This is a genomic window from Mycobacterium sp. (assembly GCF_035499775.1).
Classification (GTDB): domain Bacteria; phylum Actinomycetota; class Actinomycetes; order Mycobacteriales; family Mycobacteriaceae; genus Mycobacterium.
In genome coordinates, this window is sequence record NZ_DATJYB010000553.1 from 1 (window position 1) to 16,486 (window position 16,486).

Annotated in this window: 12 protein-coding genes; 6 read left to right on the plus strand and 6 right to left on the minus strand. The window is 64.8% G+C overall.

From position 1 onward, the window contains the following. Positions 1–473: 473 nt before the first annotated feature. Genes VML93_RS33690 through VML93_RS33710 form a run of 5 tightly spaced genes read left to right on the plus strand, consistent with a single transcriptional unit; the run spans position 474 to position 7,432 of the window. On the plus strand, positions 474–1,622 hold the full coding sequence (locus tag VML93_RS33690; protein WP_325617459.1) for a beta-ketoacyl synthase N-terminal-like domain-containing protein: 1,149 nt from the start codon (positions 474–476) through the stop codon (positions 1,620–1,622). Continuing rightward, complete coding sequence (locus VML93_RS33695) at positions 1,619–2,548, plus strand: hypothetical protein (RefSeq protein ID WP_325617461.1); 930 nt, start codon at positions 1,619–1,621, stop codon at positions 2,546–2,548. The genes VML93_RS33690 and VML93_RS33695 overlap by 4 nt, the downstream gene beginning before the upstream one ends. Beyond that, positions 2,545–2,805, plus strand: a complete 261-nt coding sequence (locus tag VML93_RS33700) for an acyl carrier protein (protein WP_325617463.1) — start codon at positions 2,545–2,547, stop codon at positions 2,803–2,805. Before VML93_RS33695 ends, VML93_RS33700 begins: the two co-directional genes overlap by 4 nt. Then, on the plus strand, positions 2,802–5,741 hold the full coding sequence (locus tag VML93_RS33705) for a type I polyketide synthase (RefSeq protein ID WP_325617465.1): 2,940 nt from the start codon (positions 2,802–2,804) through the stop codon (positions 5,739–5,741). The genes VML93_RS33700 and VML93_RS33705 overlap by 4 nt, the downstream gene beginning before the upstream one ends. 26 nt (positions 5,742–5,767) lie before the next feature. Then, positions 5,768–7,432 (plus strand): fatty acyl-AMP ligase, encoded by a 1,665-nt coding sequence (locus VML93_RS33710; protein WP_325617467.1) that lies wholly within the window; start codon positions 5,768–5,770, stop codon positions 7,430–7,432. Positions 7,433–7,466: 34 nt separating this feature from the next. Here the strand turns inward: VML93_RS33710 and VML93_RS33715 are convergent, their stop codons facing one another. From VML93_RS33715 to VML93_RS33735, 5 genes are all read right to left on the minus strand, one after another. Continuing rightward, a complete protein-coding gene (locus VML93_RS33715) occupies positions 7,467–8,555 on the minus strand; it encodes a methyltransferase (protein WP_325617469.1) in 1,089 nt (362 codons plus the stop codon). A 124-nt stretch (positions 8,556–8,679) separates the two neighbouring features. Next, on the minus strand, positions 8,680–9,171 hold the full coding sequence (locus VML93_RS33720) for a hypothetical protein (protein ID WP_325617471.1): 492 nt from the start codon (positions 9,169–9,171) through the stop codon (positions 8,680–8,682). Continuing rightward, positions 9,164–10,957, minus strand: a complete 1,794-nt coding sequence (locus VML93_RS33725; protein WP_325617473.1) for an FAD-dependent oxidoreductase — start codon at positions 10,955–10,957, stop codon at positions 9,164–9,166. The genes VML93_RS33720 and VML93_RS33725 overlap by 8 nt, the downstream gene beginning before the upstream one ends. Continuing rightward, complete coding sequence (locus VML93_RS33730; protein WP_325617475.1) at positions 10,947–13,274, minus strand: MMPL family transporter; 2,328 nt, start codon at positions 13,272–13,274, stop codon at positions 10,947–10,949. Before VML93_RS33730 ends, VML93_RS33725 begins: the two co-directional genes overlap by 11 nt. A 268-nt stretch (positions 13,275–13,542) precedes the next feature. Continuing rightward, the gene (locus VML93_RS33735) at positions 13,543–14,901 is read right to left on the minus strand and encodes a cytochrome P450 (RefSeq protein WP_325617477.1); all 1,359 of its coding nucleotides are present in this window, start codon (positions 14,899–14,901) and stop codon (positions 13,543–13,545) included. Positions 14,902–15,272: 371 nt separating this feature from the next. Here VML93_RS33735 and VML93_RS33740 point away from each other — a divergent pair, with 371 nt between their 5' ends. Then, positions 15,273–15,725 carry a flavodoxin family protein gene (locus VML93_RS33740; RefSeq protein WP_325617479.1) on the plus strand — a complete coding sequence of 151 codons (453 nt, stop codon included), beginning with the start codon at positions 15,273–15,275 and terminating at the stop codon, positions 15,723–15,725. 63 nt (positions 15,726–15,788) lie between these two features. Here VML93_RS33740 and VML93_RS33745 read toward each other — a convergent pair. Continuing rightward, positions 15,789–16,486 (minus strand): cytochrome P450 (locus VML93_RS33745; RefSeq protein WP_325617481.1); only part of this gene is annotated, 698 nt, incomplete at its 5' end.

Genomic DNA, 16,486 nt, shown 5'->3' on the forward strand with positions numbered 1-16,486 from the left:
TGTCCATGCGCGTTATCCACCTTTCGCTCGACGATTACGCCTGTTCACGCCCCCGATTGAGCCGCCGCCCGAGGACTGCCTGTCGAAGACGAAGCGGCTGACGACCGTCTTCCTCCATGAAGTTCTGGCGGAACTGTGGCCACCGCGTCGGTCGAGTTCCGCTGTCGGAATCGTCGCTTCCCTTCAGCGGGACGATTTCAGTAGTGCGCCACTGCAAATCGTGCCCAGGTTCGGCAGCGGCACTTAGTCACGATCCAGCGATAAACCCTGCTGGTGCTGGGGTCGGTGGTCATGGCGACTCAGTAGTGCCACGCCAAGCTGGGCGAGAAATGCAGTAGTGCGCTACTGGGCTTGACACGCTGACCGCGGGGCGACGATTTCCCCCGTCTAGGTGAGGCGTTTTGTCAAGCGACAGTGATCGTCAATCGCAAACCGCGTGAACGAGGGGCGCGGCGTCAGAAAGGTTCATGGTCATGAGCGCATACATCACGGCCACGGCCAGATTTCTGCCGGGCAACCCGGTGCCCAACGATGAGATGGAAGACTACCTGGGCACTTTGGGCCGCGCGACGAGTGATGTGCGGGATCTGACCCTGGAGAACTGTGGTATCAAGACCCGTCATTACGCCATAGATAAGAATCAGCAAACCGTCATTTCGAATGCGGCGATGGCCGCAAACGCGGTGCGCGAGGCCGCCGAGCGCGCCGGCCTCGGCCCGAACGACGTCGAGCTGCTGACCGCGGCGACGACGGGGCCGGATATGTTGGCGCCCGGGCATGCCAGCATGGTGCACGGGGAATTGGGCTTCGGGCCGATGGAGATTTCGACTGCCACCGGAATCTGTAGTTCCGGGATGATGGCATTGAAGAACGCCTACCTGCAAGTGGCGATCGGTGAAAAGCGCAACGCGATCAGCGTCGCCAGCGAGCTGGCCTCCCGCATTTTCAAAGGCACCAGGTACGACGAGATGGGTCTGCTCGCCCAAGACGGTTCGCTGCCGCTGGAAGCCGCCTTTCTGCGTTACATGCTCTCCGACGGCGCGGGTGCGGCGGTCATCGAAAATGCGCCCAAGGCATCGGGAATCAGCCTTCGCATCGACTGGATTTCGCTGACGTCCTTCGCCAACACCGAGAAGACCTGTATGTACGGCGGCCGCAACTCCAATTCGGCCGCGAAGACCTGGATGGATTATCCGACCGCCGCAGCAGCTGAAGCCGACGGTGCACTCGTGCTGCGCCAGGACCTCTCGCTGCTGCCGCACCTGGTCAGCCTCGGAGCCGACGAGTGGGAACGGCTGCGCAGATTGGGCAAGTTCGACCCCGACACGCTGACCTGGATCCCCGCGCACTATTCAAGCGAGCGGATGAAAGAGATCGTCTTCAGAGAGTTCGCCCGGCGCGGTATCAACGCCGGCCGACCGGAGAAGTGGTACAGCAACCTGACATCCGTCGGAAACATAGGCTGCGCAGCCATTTTCGTCATCCTCGACGAGATGATGACCGAGGGCCTGATCAAAGAGGGCGACACGTTACTGTGCATGGTCCCGGAGTCCGGCCGGTTCGTGATCTCTTTCATGCATCTGACCGCGGTGTCGGGAGCCGCGGCGGATCCTCAGCCATGAGCCGTCGGGCGGTCGTGTACCTCTACACTCAAACCGGACAGCTGCGTGAAGTCGCCGAGGCGTTCGTCGCGCCACTGCAAGCCGATGGGTGGCGCATTCGCTGGGTGGATGTCCAACCGCGCGTGGCGTTCCCGTTTCCGTGGTCCATTCGGCAGTTTTTCGGAGTATTCCCCCGTGCGGTGGATCCCGACGCGTTCGTGTCCCTCGTCGAGCCGCCGGGCGGCTTCGGGGCAGAACAGGAGGAGCAGGAAGTTGTCCTGCTGGCGTACCAGGTGTGGTACCTGTCGCCATCGCTGCCCATTCGTTCGCTGGTGGCGGGCCATCCCGAGGCCTTCCGGAACCGCAGGGTCATCTCGCTGATCGCCTGCCGCAACATGTGGTACTCCGCCGCGATCGAGGTTGCCGGCCTGCTGCGAACCGCGGGCGCGCGGCGCGTCGAGGTGGTCGCCGCGACCGACACCCGGCAACAGGCGACCTCCCTGGTGACCACGCTGCGCTGGCTGCTGACCGGCAAGCGCGAACCGTTCCTGGGGTTTGGGCGGGCCGGGGTCGGCGCCGCCGAACTGGCGCGAGTCAGCGCCGTCGGGCGCAGCATCGCCGAACAGGGGAACTGCCCGGCCGACGCGGCGCCCATCATGCCGACTCTGGCAGCGGCGGATCTCGTTGCCGGGCGACTGTTCCGAAAATGGGGCGCGATGGTGCGGGCGGCCGGAAAATACGGCGCCGCAGCGCATGTCGCGAGCTTGGTGATGTTCGTGGTCGGTTTGGCGATCGGCATCGTGGCCGGTCTCCCGCTGATCGGAGGTGCGGCATTGGCCGGCGGCGCGCGGTTCGAGACATGGATCAGCGGTGTCGTGCATCGCCGGATCTCGTTCGGCGAGTTGGCGGTTCCCGAAGCCGCGAAGCGCGATCGAGTGCTCCGATGAGCGCTGTTGCGCCGGGATACGACGAACTCATCGACTGGCTGACCGTGAAGGTCGCCGGCTACCTCGGCCTACGGCCGGACGCCATTGGCACAGACATCCCATTGGCGGACTGTGGGATCGACTCCATCTCCGGCATGGCGTTGTGCACAGACTTGAATTACGAGAAGGGATTCGACGTCGAGACCACCATAGTGTGGGACTACCCGACCATCGATGAGATTGCGGCCTACCTCACCGGCCAGCAAGGCTCAGCGTGATACCGATCGCGGTGGTCGGTATCGATTGCCGCTTCCCTGGAGCACCAGACAAAGACGCGTTCTGGCGGCTCATGATGGACGGCATCGTCACTGACACCGAAGTGCCGTCGCAACGTTTTGACGTCGACACGTTCTATCGCCCCGACGGCGGCGCCGGGTCGATGAACACCCGGCGCGGCCACTTCATCGACAAGGTGGATGCATTCGACAACGACTTCTTCGGTATAGCGCCCGTCGAGGCGGCGGCACTCGACCCTCAGCAGCGGCTGCTGTTGCAGTCGTCGTGGCGCGCACTCGAAGATGCCGGGATCGATCCGCGCTCGCTGGCGGGAACGCCGACCGGGGTTTTCGTCGGGGTGATGTCCAGCGAGTGGAGTAGCATTCAACTTCTCGATTTTGCCGACGTCAGCCCCTTCCTCGGCACCGGCAGCGGCTACTTCATGACGGCAAATCGTGTCTCCTACCACCTCGGCCTCGCTGGACCGAGTGTGGCGATCGATTCGGCCTGCTCGTCGTCACTGACCGGGATACATCAGGGGTGCGCCGCGCTGCGCTCCGGCGAAGCCGACACCGTAATCGCCGCGGGTGTGAATCTCATTCTGACTCCGGCACTTTCGATCTTCTACACGCAGGCGGGGCTTTCCGCGCCCGACGGTCGCTGTAAGCCGTTCCGGCGAGACGCCGACGGCATCGGCAGGGGTGAGGGCATCGCGGCAGTCGTGTTGCGCCGACTCGACGACGCGCTAGCCGATCGGCAGTCGATCTATGCCGTCGTGAGAAGTTCCGTCACCAACCACGATGGGCGCAGCAACGGCGTCACCGCTCCGAATCGCCGCTCGCAGGTGGCGCTGATGCGTCGGGCGCTCGGCCTCGCCGAGGTTGACGCCGGGCAGATCGCATTCGTCGAAGCACACGGCACCGGCACGGTGCTGGGGGACGTGATCGAGGCCAGGGCCCTCGGCGATTTGCATAGGACCCGAAGCGGCGAGCAATGTCTGCTCGGTTCGGTCAAGGGAAACATCGGGCACACCGAGGGCAGCGCGGGGATCGCAGCGTTCATCAAGACCTGCCTGGCGCTGCACCTACATGTCCTACCGCCGACGGTAATCGGCGACGGCCCCAACCCTGGCCTGCGGCTCGACGAGAACGGGCTGAAGCTAGCGGGTGCTCCGCAAGTGTTGCCGGGACGCGGCGTGCTGGGCGCGGTGAGTTCGTTTGGCCTTGGCGGCAGTAACGCGCACGCCATCTTGGAATCTGCGCCTGCCGCTGCGTCGCCCAGCCCGAGCCGACGGGGGGTCGTGACGATATCGGCGCCATCCGCGCATGCTTTGAGGAGCAACGCTGCGTCAATTGGCCGCGCACTGCGGACCGTCGACGTCGACCGGGTCGGCGCGTGGTGTCGGTCGACGAACGTCGTCAAGCGATCCCATCGGCACCGCGTTGTGCTCGCAGGTGACCGCGACACTCTGGTTGAGGGCCTCGAGCAGTTCGCCGCCGGCGCACGCCCCGACCTCGCCTCCGACGGGCGGCCCCGTCGGCTGCCCGCGGCCATCGGATTGCTGTTTTCGGGTCAGGGTACGCAGTACGCGGGCATGACGCGCCCGCTTTACAACGCGAACCCCGTCTACCGAAACGCCGCGGATACCGTCGCTGCCGCCTTGCGCCCTCACCTGGGCGCGGACCTGCTGGCGGCGATACTTGGTGACGACACCGGGCTCGATCACACCAGCCTGACGCAGCCGGCGTTGTTCGCCGTGTCGTATGCGTTAGGAAAGACATTGTTGCAGAGCGGTATCCGCGCGAGATTCGGGATCGGCCATAGCCTCGGGGAGATCAGCGCCGCCTGCCTCGCGAGCGTCCTTACGGTCGAGGACGCCGCCCGGCTCGTCGTGGCCAGAGGGCGGTTGATGGGTTCGTTGCCGCCCAATGGGGCGATGCTCGCGATCGACCTCAGCGTGGCGCAGGCAGAGGAACTCGTCGCCGACGTGCCCGGCTGCGTGATCGCGGCCGTCAACGGCCCACGGTCACTGACGATTTCCGGGACAACTGACGCGGTGGCACGGTTACAAGCAGTTGCCCAGCAGCATGGAGGCAGGGTAAGGAGTCTGGCGGTGTCACATGCCTTTCACTCGCCGCTGATGGAGCCGATCGTGACGGACTTCCGCGAGGAGTTGGACGGGCTCGAGCCGCGTCCCGCCGAGTTTCCTTTGTTCTCAACGGTGTTCGGCAGACAAATCGATGGCAGCGAGATGACCGCCGACTACTGGGCCCGTCAGATATGCGCGCCGGTACGGTTCCATGAAGCCGTTCGGGCCGCCGTGAACGCAGTTGGCGCTGACTATCTCGCCGAGGCCGGTCCGAGATCTGGGCTGCTCAGGCTCGCCAGGCAGGCGGGACTGCCGTCGCCGACACCTTCGCTTGTCCTATGTAGCGGCCCGGATTCCGACGGGACCGAACTGCTCGACGTTGCAGCGACTTTGCTGCGTGACGGGTATTCGCCGGACCTCACCCCGCTCTACGGCGAGCCGGCAGGCCCGTTGCAGCGACTTCCGGCCTACGTCTTCGATGACACGAGCCGGTTCTGGTTTGACGGTCCTATCGCCTACCGGCACCAACGGGTGCGAGTCGGCCAGGTCGAGACGACAGCACCCGCCGTCGAGCAGGCTGACACGGAGCAGGTGCGCGACCGCGCCGAGGGTGAGGTCCTGGCACTGATCGCCGATGTGGGCAACTATTCGGTCACCGAGCTGGCTCGATCCAAGCGGTTGGCGGACGACTTGGGATATGACTCGCTGCTTCAGCTTCGGCTGCTGCATCGTCTGCGCAAGGAATATCCGCAGTTGCAACACGTTGACGTCGCCGATTTACTACCGCGAATCCACAATGTCGGCGATCTCGTCGACTTCGTCGTGCATCGGTTGGACAAGACGGCGTAACCGACTTTTCAAGGGAGCGGAATCCGTTGAGCGTCTTCACCCGCGAGCTTCTCGCCACTGCGGCATCGTCAGCACGGCACTTGACCGGAGGCACCTTCGCCGATCCGGTACGCCTCAGCTGGCGGGATGTCCACGAGCAGGCGAAGCGGATAGGTGGCGGCCTGGCCGCGCGGGGGGTCGGTCGCGGCGGTTCCGTCGCCGTGCTGGCCACCGATGCCGCCGATGTCGCGCCGCTGGCGCAGGCGGCGTGGCTGCGGGGTGCCGCGCTGACAATGCTGCAGCAACCGACACTGCGTACTGATCTGACTGTCTGGCTGGCTGATACGGTGCTGGCAATCGGGTTGATCAAAGCTGATGTGGTCGTCGTCGGCGGCCAGTTCCTGGCCGCACTGGATCATCTATCCGCGCAGCAACTGGCCGTCTGTACCGTCGAGTCCTTGCGTACCGCCGAACCAGCCGAGTTCGATGCCGAAACCGATGACACGGATATCGCGTTGCGGCAGTTGACATCCGGGTCAACCGGCGTACCCAAGGCCGTCGAGATCAGCCACGGCAATCTCGCGGCGAGTGCCATCGCGCTGCACGATGGACTGGACCTGGATATCAGCACTGACGTCTTCGCCTGCTGGCTCCCGCTCTCACATGACATGGGCATGATCGCCTTTTTGTGCCTGCCTATGCAGCTGGGTCTCGAAGCCGCCATCATCCCCCCCGACGAGTTTCTCAGGCGTCCGATCATCTGGGCAGAGTTGATCAGCAGGCACCGCGGAACCATAACCGCAGGACCCAATTTCGCTTACTCGGTGCTTGCCCGGGTGTTGAAGGGTCGCACCGATCCCGGCGACATCGACCTGTCGTCGCTTCGGGTGGCGGTCAACGGAGCCGAACCGATCGATCACCGCGATATCGCCGAATTCACCACCGTCGGCGCCCGCTTCGGTATGAGGACAACCGCCGCGATGCCCGGCTATGGGCTCGCCGAAGCCACATTGGTCGTGTCGTTGGGCGCGCCGCACGACCGTGCGGTGATCGACAAAGTCTCGCGCCGGGCCGTCGCGGAGGCGCACCGCGCGCTGCCGATCTATGGCGCCTCCGAGCACCTGCGGCAGATCGTGTGCGTCGGGATACCCGTGACGGGCATGGAGGTGCGCATCAGCCGGGGTGGGCAAGCATTGGCGCACAGAGAAATTGGCGCCATCGAATTGCGCGGTCCTACGGTCGCCGAGAACTATCTCACGTCGGCCGGTGTCGTGCCGTTGGCCCGGGAGGACGGTTGGTTCGACACCGGAGATCTGGGATATCTCGACGAGCATGGGCGACTCTACGTCTGTGGCCGCTCCAAGGATCTCATCGTGCTCGCCGGCAGGAACCTGTACCCGCACGATATCGAGCGAGCCGCCGAAACCGTGGACGGTGTGCGAAAAGGCTGTGTGGTCGTCGTGCGCGTCGATGGCGATCCGGAGGGTTTCGCAGTACTCGCCGAAGTGCACGACGCAGACGCCGAGGACGTGCGGCGGCGGATCAGCCGCGCCGTCGCCGCTCGGGTCAGCCGTCACGTCGGACACCTCCCGCGCCATGTTCTGTTGTTGCCAGCGGGCAGCCTGCCCAAGACTGCGTCCGGCAAGCTACGCCGTATTAGCGCCCGCGAACTGCTGCCGGATCAACACCGATGTCCGTCGTGCGCCGGGTGAGCCGCGACAAATCCCTTATGTGGGCGGGGCTCGGCTAGATGGCTTGGGCCTCGACGAGGCTCAAGGGCGACGCGGTAGGCACCACACGCGTCACCCGGAACCCGGCGCGCTCGAGCAGGGCGCGGTACTCCGCAGCCGTGCGGTCGCGACCGGCCTGGGTCAACAGCATTTCCAGATCGGTCCAGTGACCGATGTATTCGCGTTTGTGAACCGGGATCACAAACTCGATCAGCAGTATCCTTGTGCCGATTTTGGCCGCCACGTGTACATTTCGCAGAATCTCGACGGCCTGATCGTCGGGCCAGTCATGAATCACGTTCTTCAGCACGTAGATGTCGGCGCCTGCGGGCACGCTGTCGAAGAATGATCCCTCCACCACCCTGACCCGATCCGCGATTCCATGCTGGCGCAACAGCGGTTGAGCCTCGATGACGGCATGGGGCAGGTCGTAAAGGACGCCCCGCGCAGTCGGTGTGGCGGCCAAGATTGCGGCTAACAATCGGCCTACCCCACCGCCGACATCTGCAACGGTGGGGTACGGGTCGAACGAATAGGCGGCCATCAGCGAGGCCAGGGTCATCTCGGTGGTTTCGGCCATGGCCCGGTTGAAGCCTTCGGCGAGTTCGGGCTCGCGACTGAGGTAATCGAAAGCGTCCGTACCGTTTACGGCCGGGATGACCGCTTCACCGGTTCGTATTGCGTCGGCGAGATAGCTCCAATGCTCCCGGTGTTGGCGTGAGCCGACCATCATGGCCAGTCCCGCAGCCGACAACGGCGCGCCGGACCGTAATGTGTTGGCGAGTGGGTTCAGCTCGTAACGACCGTCATGACGTTGACGGAACACGCCGCGGCCGATCAGTGCCCGCAGCAGTCGGCGCAGCGCGTCGGGGTCCGCGTTGACCCGAGACGCCAACTCCTCCACTCGCATTGGCCCATCGGCGAGGGCGTCGGCGATGCCGAGGTCTACGGCTGCTGTAATCGCCTGTGCCGTCCAGGCATTCATAATCATCTCCATCATCGCCGCGTACGGCGGGACGGTTCGCTGGTGAACTCGTAAGAGATAATGGCGTGCACGCTCAACGAATCGGACCAACTTCGGGGGTGGAGCTGTCGCGGACTTCATCACCGATGCCTTCGCTGCAACCACGCCTGCGCTGAGTAGAACCGATTGGCGACTGGCATTAAGGCGTTTCACTGACATGGTGCCCATCGGTCTGTTGTGTCCTTTCGTTCGATGACATGTGTCGTCACTGTCGCGGCGAGTCGATGTGTCCACCAACTGGTCTTCCGCGGCTGATGTCCGCGAGTACGGCGTTGACATACAGCTCTTCGGGCAGCACGTCCGCTGCTGCGGTGAGGTGGTCAGGGGGTGAAGGCAGGTACAGGGCCACGTCGGTGCCGTTGGGATCGCGCACCCAGAGCGCTATTGCGCTCGGCTCGCGGGTTGCTCGTTGGGGGACGGAGCCTAGTCGCGCCAACCGGTTCAGCATTCGTTGCACTACCGACATGTCGCCGAGGACCAAGTTGACGGCAGTGACACCGCTGGCTTCGGGATGATAAGCGAGGGCGAGCTGCGAACGTTCGATCACCACCCGCAGCGAAAGACCGGTGATTGCGGTCATCCTGGAGTTCAGCGATTGCGGCCGGCCGCCGAGCAGTGCGGCCCACCACGCCACCATTTCTTTCGGACGGTAGCTGAGTAGCCGCAATTCGACGACCGGCGCCGCAACATCATTCATGCGCTAGCGCCTTGGCGGAGGACGGCGCGCCGACGACTGCCAGTGCTCGCCGCAACGATGCGACGCCGTCCCGTTCGGAGTGCAGGGCGGCGACGACGTGGCCGTCTGGGCGCACTACGAGGGCGTCGGGATCGGCCCCCGCGATTCCGGTGTGGAACACGCCGAGCTCACCGTCGCCGAGCAGAGCGACCGACATCGAAAGTCCTTCTGCGGCATGGGACCACGTGGTGTGTCGCTCGGCTGACACCAGAAGCGTGAGTTGATCGCGACTGACCAGGTCCAGCGTGGACACCCGTCCATCGCGGGCCTCGACCCAGCTGTGGGGCAGCCGGCCACCCGCGCGCACCTGTGGCGAGTAAAACTGTGGGTCATCGCTTGGTGGGGGCAGCCCGTCGTCGATCACGGCGCCGCACCGGTAACGCACCCCCAGGTCACGCCCCCAGCTGCGGTAGTGCGGGCCCTGTCCGGCGATGGCCGCTGCGGCACCGCCCCGGATTCGCTGACCGACCCTACCCGGTGACTTGGCCAGGCGAAGCCGTTGATACGCCAGCGTGGTGAGCCCGCGGACGAGTGTGCGTACTGGACGCCGCGGGAGCGATTCCGGGATGGCGGCGACGGCCCGAGGTAGCCGAAGTGCCGCTCGCCGCGGTATACCCAGTGCAGCAACGACTTCGAACAGCCCCTCGAAGTTCGTCACTGAATCGGCGGTCGCAGCGATGCCGACCGGACGGCGTTCCTGCTCATACGTGTCCAGCAGAGCCTCGCCGGCGCGCCCGAAGACTACCCAGGCCAGTTTCCAGGCCAGATTGTGGACATCGACGACTCCTGTGTTGAGTCCGAGTCCGCCAGTGGGTGGGAACCGATGCGCGGCGTCGCCGGCCAGGAAGACTCGGCCCACGCGAAAGCTGCCGGCGACCTGGGCATGCATCGTCCACGACTGGATCGACTTGATCTCAATGTCGACGTCGGCGTCGCCGACGGCGTCGAGGATGTGCCTGCGGCAGACCGCGGCCGGGAAGTCGTCCAACGACTCGAATGGCGGGAAATAGGGGATCTGAAATACGAGGTCGTGTGGTGGCCGGTGCACGATTACGGCGCCGAGCCCCTTTGCGGTGTGGGTCCAGATCACCGGGCCACGGCGATGGTGGCGAAAACGCTCAAGATCTGCGGAAAAATGCACGCTGATCAAATGCTGGAGGACCGGGCCGTCCATCGTTACCCGTAGTGCTCGCCGAACGGTGCTGGCCGAGCCATCCGCGGCGATGACATAGCGGGCGGCCAGTTTTCGGTACGCCCCGGTAGTGACGTCGGTGATGGTTACCGAGACACCGTCTGCGCCGTCGGTGTGGGAGCTGTACTGCCATCCGGTGCGCAGGTCGATGCGCACATCGTCGCGCAGGGTCTGCCACAGTAACGGTTCGAAGGCATTCTGCGGCAGGTGCGCAGTGCGGGTAGGGCTGACCGATTCGATGGCATCGATCTGCGCATGGGGTAAGTCGGCGAGCGGCACCCGTCCGAGTTCGGGACCCACCAAGCTGGTGCAGTACAAGATGCTCCGCAGCTCGTGCATCGGCGCGCTGAGCCGGCGGATGTCGCGTTCTAGACCGATCTCACGCCAAATCTCCATCGACCGTGTCGAGAGCACGTGCGCAGCGGGGTGGCTCTGTGGCGCTCGGCGTGCCTCGACCACAGTGCATTTGAGGCCGTAGCCGGCAAGAAGTAATGCGGCCGTGGCGCCCACCGGACCGGCTCCGACGACTATGACATCGCACGTGTCACCCGTCATGAGAGCTCCGCTGTGCGAGGTCATGCTCCATCCGATCAGGGCCCTCGGCAAGTCCGATCCGCTGATGCAAGCGGGTCAGTGGAGCGGGTGCCCACCAATTGAGGCGACCCAGCAGCCGCATGAGGGCGGGCAGCAGCAGCATGCGAACGATCGTGGCGTCCACCAGCACTGCGATGGCAAGGCCCAGACCGAACATCTTGACAAAGGAGACCTGGGAAGCGAGCAGCGCAGCGAAGGAGATGGTCATCAGCAGCGCGGCGGCGGTTACCACCCGTCCCGTGCGGGCCAGGCCGAGTGCGACGCTTTCGTCGCTGTCATGGCCGGTGCGGCCGCGGCCGAGCCAGTACTCCCGAATCCGCGACAGGAGGAACACCTCGTAGTCCATCGAAAGACCGAACGCGATGCAGAACATGAGCACCGGCAAGTTCGCGACCAGTGTGCCGGTCGCGGTGGTGCCCAGGGCGCCGAGGTGGCCGTCCTGAAACACCCAGACGAGGGCACCGAACGTGGCGGTCAGCGAAAGCACATTCAGTACCAACGCTTTCAGCGGAAGGACGACACTGCCGGTGATGAGAAACAACACGACGAAGGTGATGGCCGCGATCACTCCGAGAACAAGCGGCAGGCGCGAAGTGATGGATGCGACGCTGTCGACGCTTGCCTGCGCGACCCCGGCGAAGAGAACTTGCCGGCCCGCCGGACCGGGCACAGCGTGCAGTGCACGAAGCTGGCTGTTGGAGGCATCCGAGAACAGCGCGGCGGTGCTCTGAACGGTGAGAAACGCGGTGCCATCGGCGAGACCGGTCGGCGCCGTCGGCGGTCCGGTCAGGTTGCCTGCAACGAACGTGCCGGACGGCGAGGAAACCGCCGCGACGTCTGCGACCCGCGACAGTTGCGCGGCAAAAGTCCCCAACTCCCGACTCGAGTCGGCGGACATCTCGGGTATCACAACGGTGACATTGCTCGCCGGGTTGACCGCGAATTCGTCGCGAAGCAGATCGCCCACCTGGCGGGAGCTCGCCGTGGCCGGCAGCACACGGTCATCGGGAAATCCCCATTTGACGCTGAGGAAGGGAGATCCCAGCAGCATCAGCACCGCGATCAGCGTCACGCTGACCGCGATGGCGTGGTTCATGACAAAGTGAGTGATCCGGTACCAAAACGAACGCTCGATGGGGCGCACCGTCGGTGTGGTCGGCCGGCGTGCGGCTCGCCGGATCGGCCTCCGCACATCGAGCGCGTCCAATCGGTGGCCAAGTACGGCGATGGCGGCCGGTGTTATGACAACCGCGGCCGTTGCGGCAAGGATGACGACTGCGACGCCCGCATACGCAAAGGACCGCAGATAGAAACTCGGGAACAGAACCAGCGCGCTCATCGAGAGCGCGACGGTCACGGCGGAGAACACCACAGTGCGACCCGCGGTGCTCATTGAGCGCATCAGCGCCTGATGCGGCGTTGCGCTGTCGGCGATCTCGTCACGGTAGCGGCTCACGATGAGTAACGAGTAATCGATTGCCAGGGCCAAACCCATTGCGACGGTGAGATTCATCGCGAACACCGAAACGTTGGTGAAGAACGTCATGAAGCGCAGCACGGCCAGCGAACTCAGGATGGCGAACATGCCGATCATCATGGGTAGAGCCGCCGCCAGCACACCGCCGAACACCCACACCAGCGCGAGGAAGCTCACGGGGATCGCGATCGACTCCATCCACACCAGGTCGCGCTTGCTTTGCTCGTCGACCTCGGAGTAGGTCAACGCACCGCCGGCGCGCACCACGACGCCGCTCCGTTCGGGTGGGAACCGGTCGACGAGTTCGCGTGCAATCTTGGCGTATTGAGCATCACCGCCCCGCAGCCCGGCCGTGATGATGCCAGTCCTGCCGTCGATGCTCGTGAGAGCCGGCGCCGCCGACTGCGGTGCGGTCCATAACGAAGTCACGCCGATGGCGTCGGGCGAACTCTTCAACACGGCCAGAATGTCGGCGGCAGTCTGCGCAGCCTCCGGGCTGTGGACCCCGCCGTCGGCGGTCACGGTGATCAGCAACTGCATGTCGCTCTGACCGAACTTGCTCGCCAGGATGTCGGCCGCTCGAGCCGATTCCGACGCCGGATCGGTGAATCCGCCGGCGGAAAGCACCTTGGTGACGGGCGACCCGAATATCGCAGACGCCACCATCACCAGCGCCGCTGCCGCGATTATTCGCTTGGGTGCCGCGGCCGCGGCCAGCGCAATCCGGTGCAGGGCCCCGCGTGCAGTGGGCGCAGCAGTATGTGCTGAGCCGTCAGCGATTTCGCGCCGGAGAGTTGACATCGTCGACTAGTGGCCTCGGGACAGGAAGCCAGCTAGGCCATGGGCGAACAAGTGCCTGGACGCGACCGACGTCCTCGCGTTACCCATCATGGTTCCTTCCGCGATTTGGCTGCGAAACGGCGGCACCGGTTCAGGTGTCGCGCTCTGCAAGTGGAATCGTCGCGCCGACGCGGTGTGGCGAACGCAGTAGTGCACCACTGCAATCCCGTGCGGGCCGCGGCCCGTACTACGCAGATATGGCCTCGAGTCGCGCTTGCTCCCGGCCAGTTCAATTCCGCAGCCGCACGCGGGCTCGGATCGGGGCGCCGGCGACCATGGTGAAAGGCACGGCCACGGGAAAGTCGTCATCGAGCGGTTGAATTTCGGTGTGCCGGATGATGGTCGCCAGACCGAGGGTCGCTTCGAGCATGGCAAAGTGATCGCCGATGCACGACCGCGGTCCGCCACCAAACGGCAGGTACTGCCAGCGATCCCGGTGCTTGGAATTGGACCGGCTGAATCGGTCGGGGTCAAACACCAACGGATGGTCCCATAAGGCCGGGTCGCGATGCATGGCGTAGATCCCCACCAGCACCCAGCTGCCCGCTTCGACCCGGTAGCCGTCGACGTCGAAATCCTTCGTCACCGTCCTGGTCGTCGCGGCCGCGGGCGGGCACAAGCGCATCGCCTCGTGCAGCACCTGAACGGTGTAACCCAGCCGGGGGACGTCGTCGGCGGTCAATGGCCGGTCACCCACTGCGGCGACCTCCGCGACAACCCGGTCCTGCAGTTCGGGATAGCGGCCCAATGCCCATAACGCGTACGTCAGGGTGGTCGCCGTCGTGTCCTGTCCGGCCCCCACGAAGGAGACCAGTTCGTGGCGAATGTCCTCGTCGGACAGCGGCCGTCCCGTCTCCGGGTCGGCGACGTCGAGCAGCGCGCGAACCAGTGGTGCGTCGCGAGTCGGGTCGGCCCGGCAGGCTCGGATGATGTCATCGGCGAGGCGATGAAACGTGGCACTGGCAGCGCGTGCGCGCCGCCGTGCGGGGGTCGGCAGCCACCACGGGGCGCGGACCGGCCGTACGGCGCGATCGGTGATGTAGGTCGCGGCGGTGCGAACCGGCACTCCCAGCAGCGCATCGGCCTGTGCGCCGAGGTCCAAACCAAGCACCGATTGAGCCAACACCTGAAGCGTCAGTCGACGGCACTCGTAATCGAGGTCGAGCTCCGCGCCGTCGCCCCACCCATGCGAAAGCTTGTCGGCACCCTCGGCCATGTGGTTGGCGAACTGCGTCACGTGCTGCTTGCTGAACAGTGGCTGCAGTGCGCGTCGGCGGGGCAGCCACTCGTCGTGTTTCAAGTTGAATAACGAGCCGCCGACGAGTCGCCGGTGTTCGTTGAAGACGGGCTGCGTCCTATCGACGAATGGGTAGGTACGGCTGAGAACATCTCGGGCACCCATGGGTGACGTGGTGACCACGACTGGCGGCAGGATCGAGGTGAGGGCCAAACGTGTCACCGGCCCGCCCGCATCACGCAGCGCTTCAATACCGGTGTGAAAGGACCTGACAGCCTTCATTTGCTGCAAGCGTGGCAGCGGATTCTTTGGTGCCAGCGGCAGCGCCGCCACTTCGACCGTCTCGACCATGGCGTTACCTCTCCGGCGTGGAACGCGCTGATGACGTTGATTCAAGAAGCGTGTGAACTGGACCGCTTAGCCCCCGATGTTTCATCAACCGGCCAGAAAGGTGATGTTGTCTTGTGTTCGGGCTCGCCGGGATATCGTGTCACGCCCCTCGACGGTGTCGTCAGTCATGCATGTCTCCTGTCGCCGAACCTGCGAGACGGAGCGTCACAGTCCGGGGGCGCGGCAGCCTACGTAGTGGGCTACTGCAGTTTCGCAGATCTATACGTCAGTCGTCGTTGCAAGAGGCGCTGTACGCCATCAAGCCGCGACAGCAGTACGGTGGGCCCAGGCGATGCGCGTCGGATCGTTGGACCATTGGATGGAGGTAGCTCGTGCCGCGGCTGCTGATCGTGCACCACACGCCGTCGCCGTTCGTGCAGGAGATGTTCGAGGCGGTGCTGGCCGGTGCCACCGATCCCGAAATCGAAGGCGTGCAGGTGATTCGGCGGCCTGCGCTGACGGTGTCACCGGTCGAGATGCTGGAAGCCGACGGCTATCTGCTCGGTTCCCCGGCGAACCTCGGGTACATCAGCGGTGCCCTCAAGCATGCCTTCGACTGTGCCTACTACCAGCTGCTCGACTCCACCCGTGGCCGACCCTTCGGGTTGTGGCTGCACGGCAACGAGGGCACCGAGGGAGCCGAGCGCGCCGTCGACGGGATCACCGCCGGACTGGGTTGGGTCAAGGCGGCAGAATACGTGCTGGTGTCTGGAAAGCCCGGCAAGGCAGATCTGGAGGCGTGCTGGAATCTCGGCGCGACGGTCGCGGCTGGTCTGATGGGATAGTGAGCGCCCACGGGCTCAGTTCGACCGTGGAAACCGCAGCGCCTCTGTCGGCTTCATCCGCCATCAGAGGATGATCGCGGGCATAGAGTCCCACCCGCGCACTGTGGAGGTGCGTGACCGGCGGGCGTTGTCGAGGTCGACTTGCCATTCTGGGAATCGCTTGAGTACCTCTTCCAGGGCGACCCGACCTTCTAGTCGGGCCAGAGGAGCACCGACGCAGAAGTGGGCTCCTCGACCGAAGGACAATTGTCCGCCGGGCTTCCGGTGGATATCAAAGCGATCAGGGTGCTCGAAGTGGCGCTCGTCGCGGTTGGCAGAGGCCAGCATTATGAGCAGCGCGCTTCCGGTCGGCACCGTCTGGCTCTGGAATTGAACATCCTCGGCCGCGACGAATCGCGCTACATGTGGACCAGGTGGCTCGAAGCGGAGGAGTTCCTCGATCGCGCCCGGGATGAGGGAGTGATCGTCGACGAGTTCCTTGCGCTGATCGGGGTGCTCGGCCAGCACCTTGCCCATCCATCCGAACAATCGGCCAGTGGTCTCCACTCCAGCGCCTGCGACGACCGCCAGGAAGATCAATAGTTCCTGCTTGGTCAACCGACGCGTCGTCCCAGTCTCATCCTCGAACTCGACGCCGCGGAGTTCTGTAATCAGGTCGTCAGAGGGATTCTTTTCCCGCCACGCGACGTACTCGGTGAACATGTCGCCGTCGAAGTAGTGGTCCTTATCGACCGGCAGGGGTTTGCCCGGCTCATTCCGCA

Excerpts from the sequence above, each read along its gene's own strand:
- VML93_RS33720 (WP_325617471.1), bottom strand. The coding sequence starts at position 9,171 with ATGAATGATGTTGCGGCGCCGGTCGTCGAATTGCGGCTACTCAGCTAC.
- VML93_RS33695 (WP_325617461.1), top strand. The coding sequence starts at position 1,619 with ATGAGCCGTCGGGCGGTCGTGTACCTCTACACTCAAACCGGACAGCTG.
- VML93_RS33690 (WP_325617459.1), top strand. The coding sequence starts at position 474 with ATGAGCGCATACATCACGGCCACGGCCAGATTTCTGCCGGGCAACCCG.
- VML93_RS33730 (WP_325617475.1), bottom strand. The coding sequence starts at position 13,274 with ATGTCAACTCTCCGGCGCGAAATCGCTGACGGCTCAGCACATACTGCT.
- VML93_RS33715 (WP_325617469.1), bottom strand. The coding sequence starts at position 8,555 with ATGAAGTCCGCGACAGCTCCACCCCCGAAGTTGGTCCGATTCGTTGAG.
- VML93_RS33700 (WP_325617463.1), top strand. The coding sequence starts at position 2,545 with ATGAGCGCTGTTGCGCCGGGATACGACGAACTCATCGACTGGCTGACC.
- VML93_RS33725 (WP_325617473.1), bottom strand. The coding sequence starts at position 10,957 with ATGACGGGTGACACGTGCGATGTCATAGTCGTCGGAGCCGGTCCGGTG.
- VML93_RS33735 (WP_325617477.1), bottom strand. The coding sequence starts at position 14,901 with ATGGTCGAGACGGTCGAAGTGGCGGCGCTGCCGCTGGCACCAAAGAAT.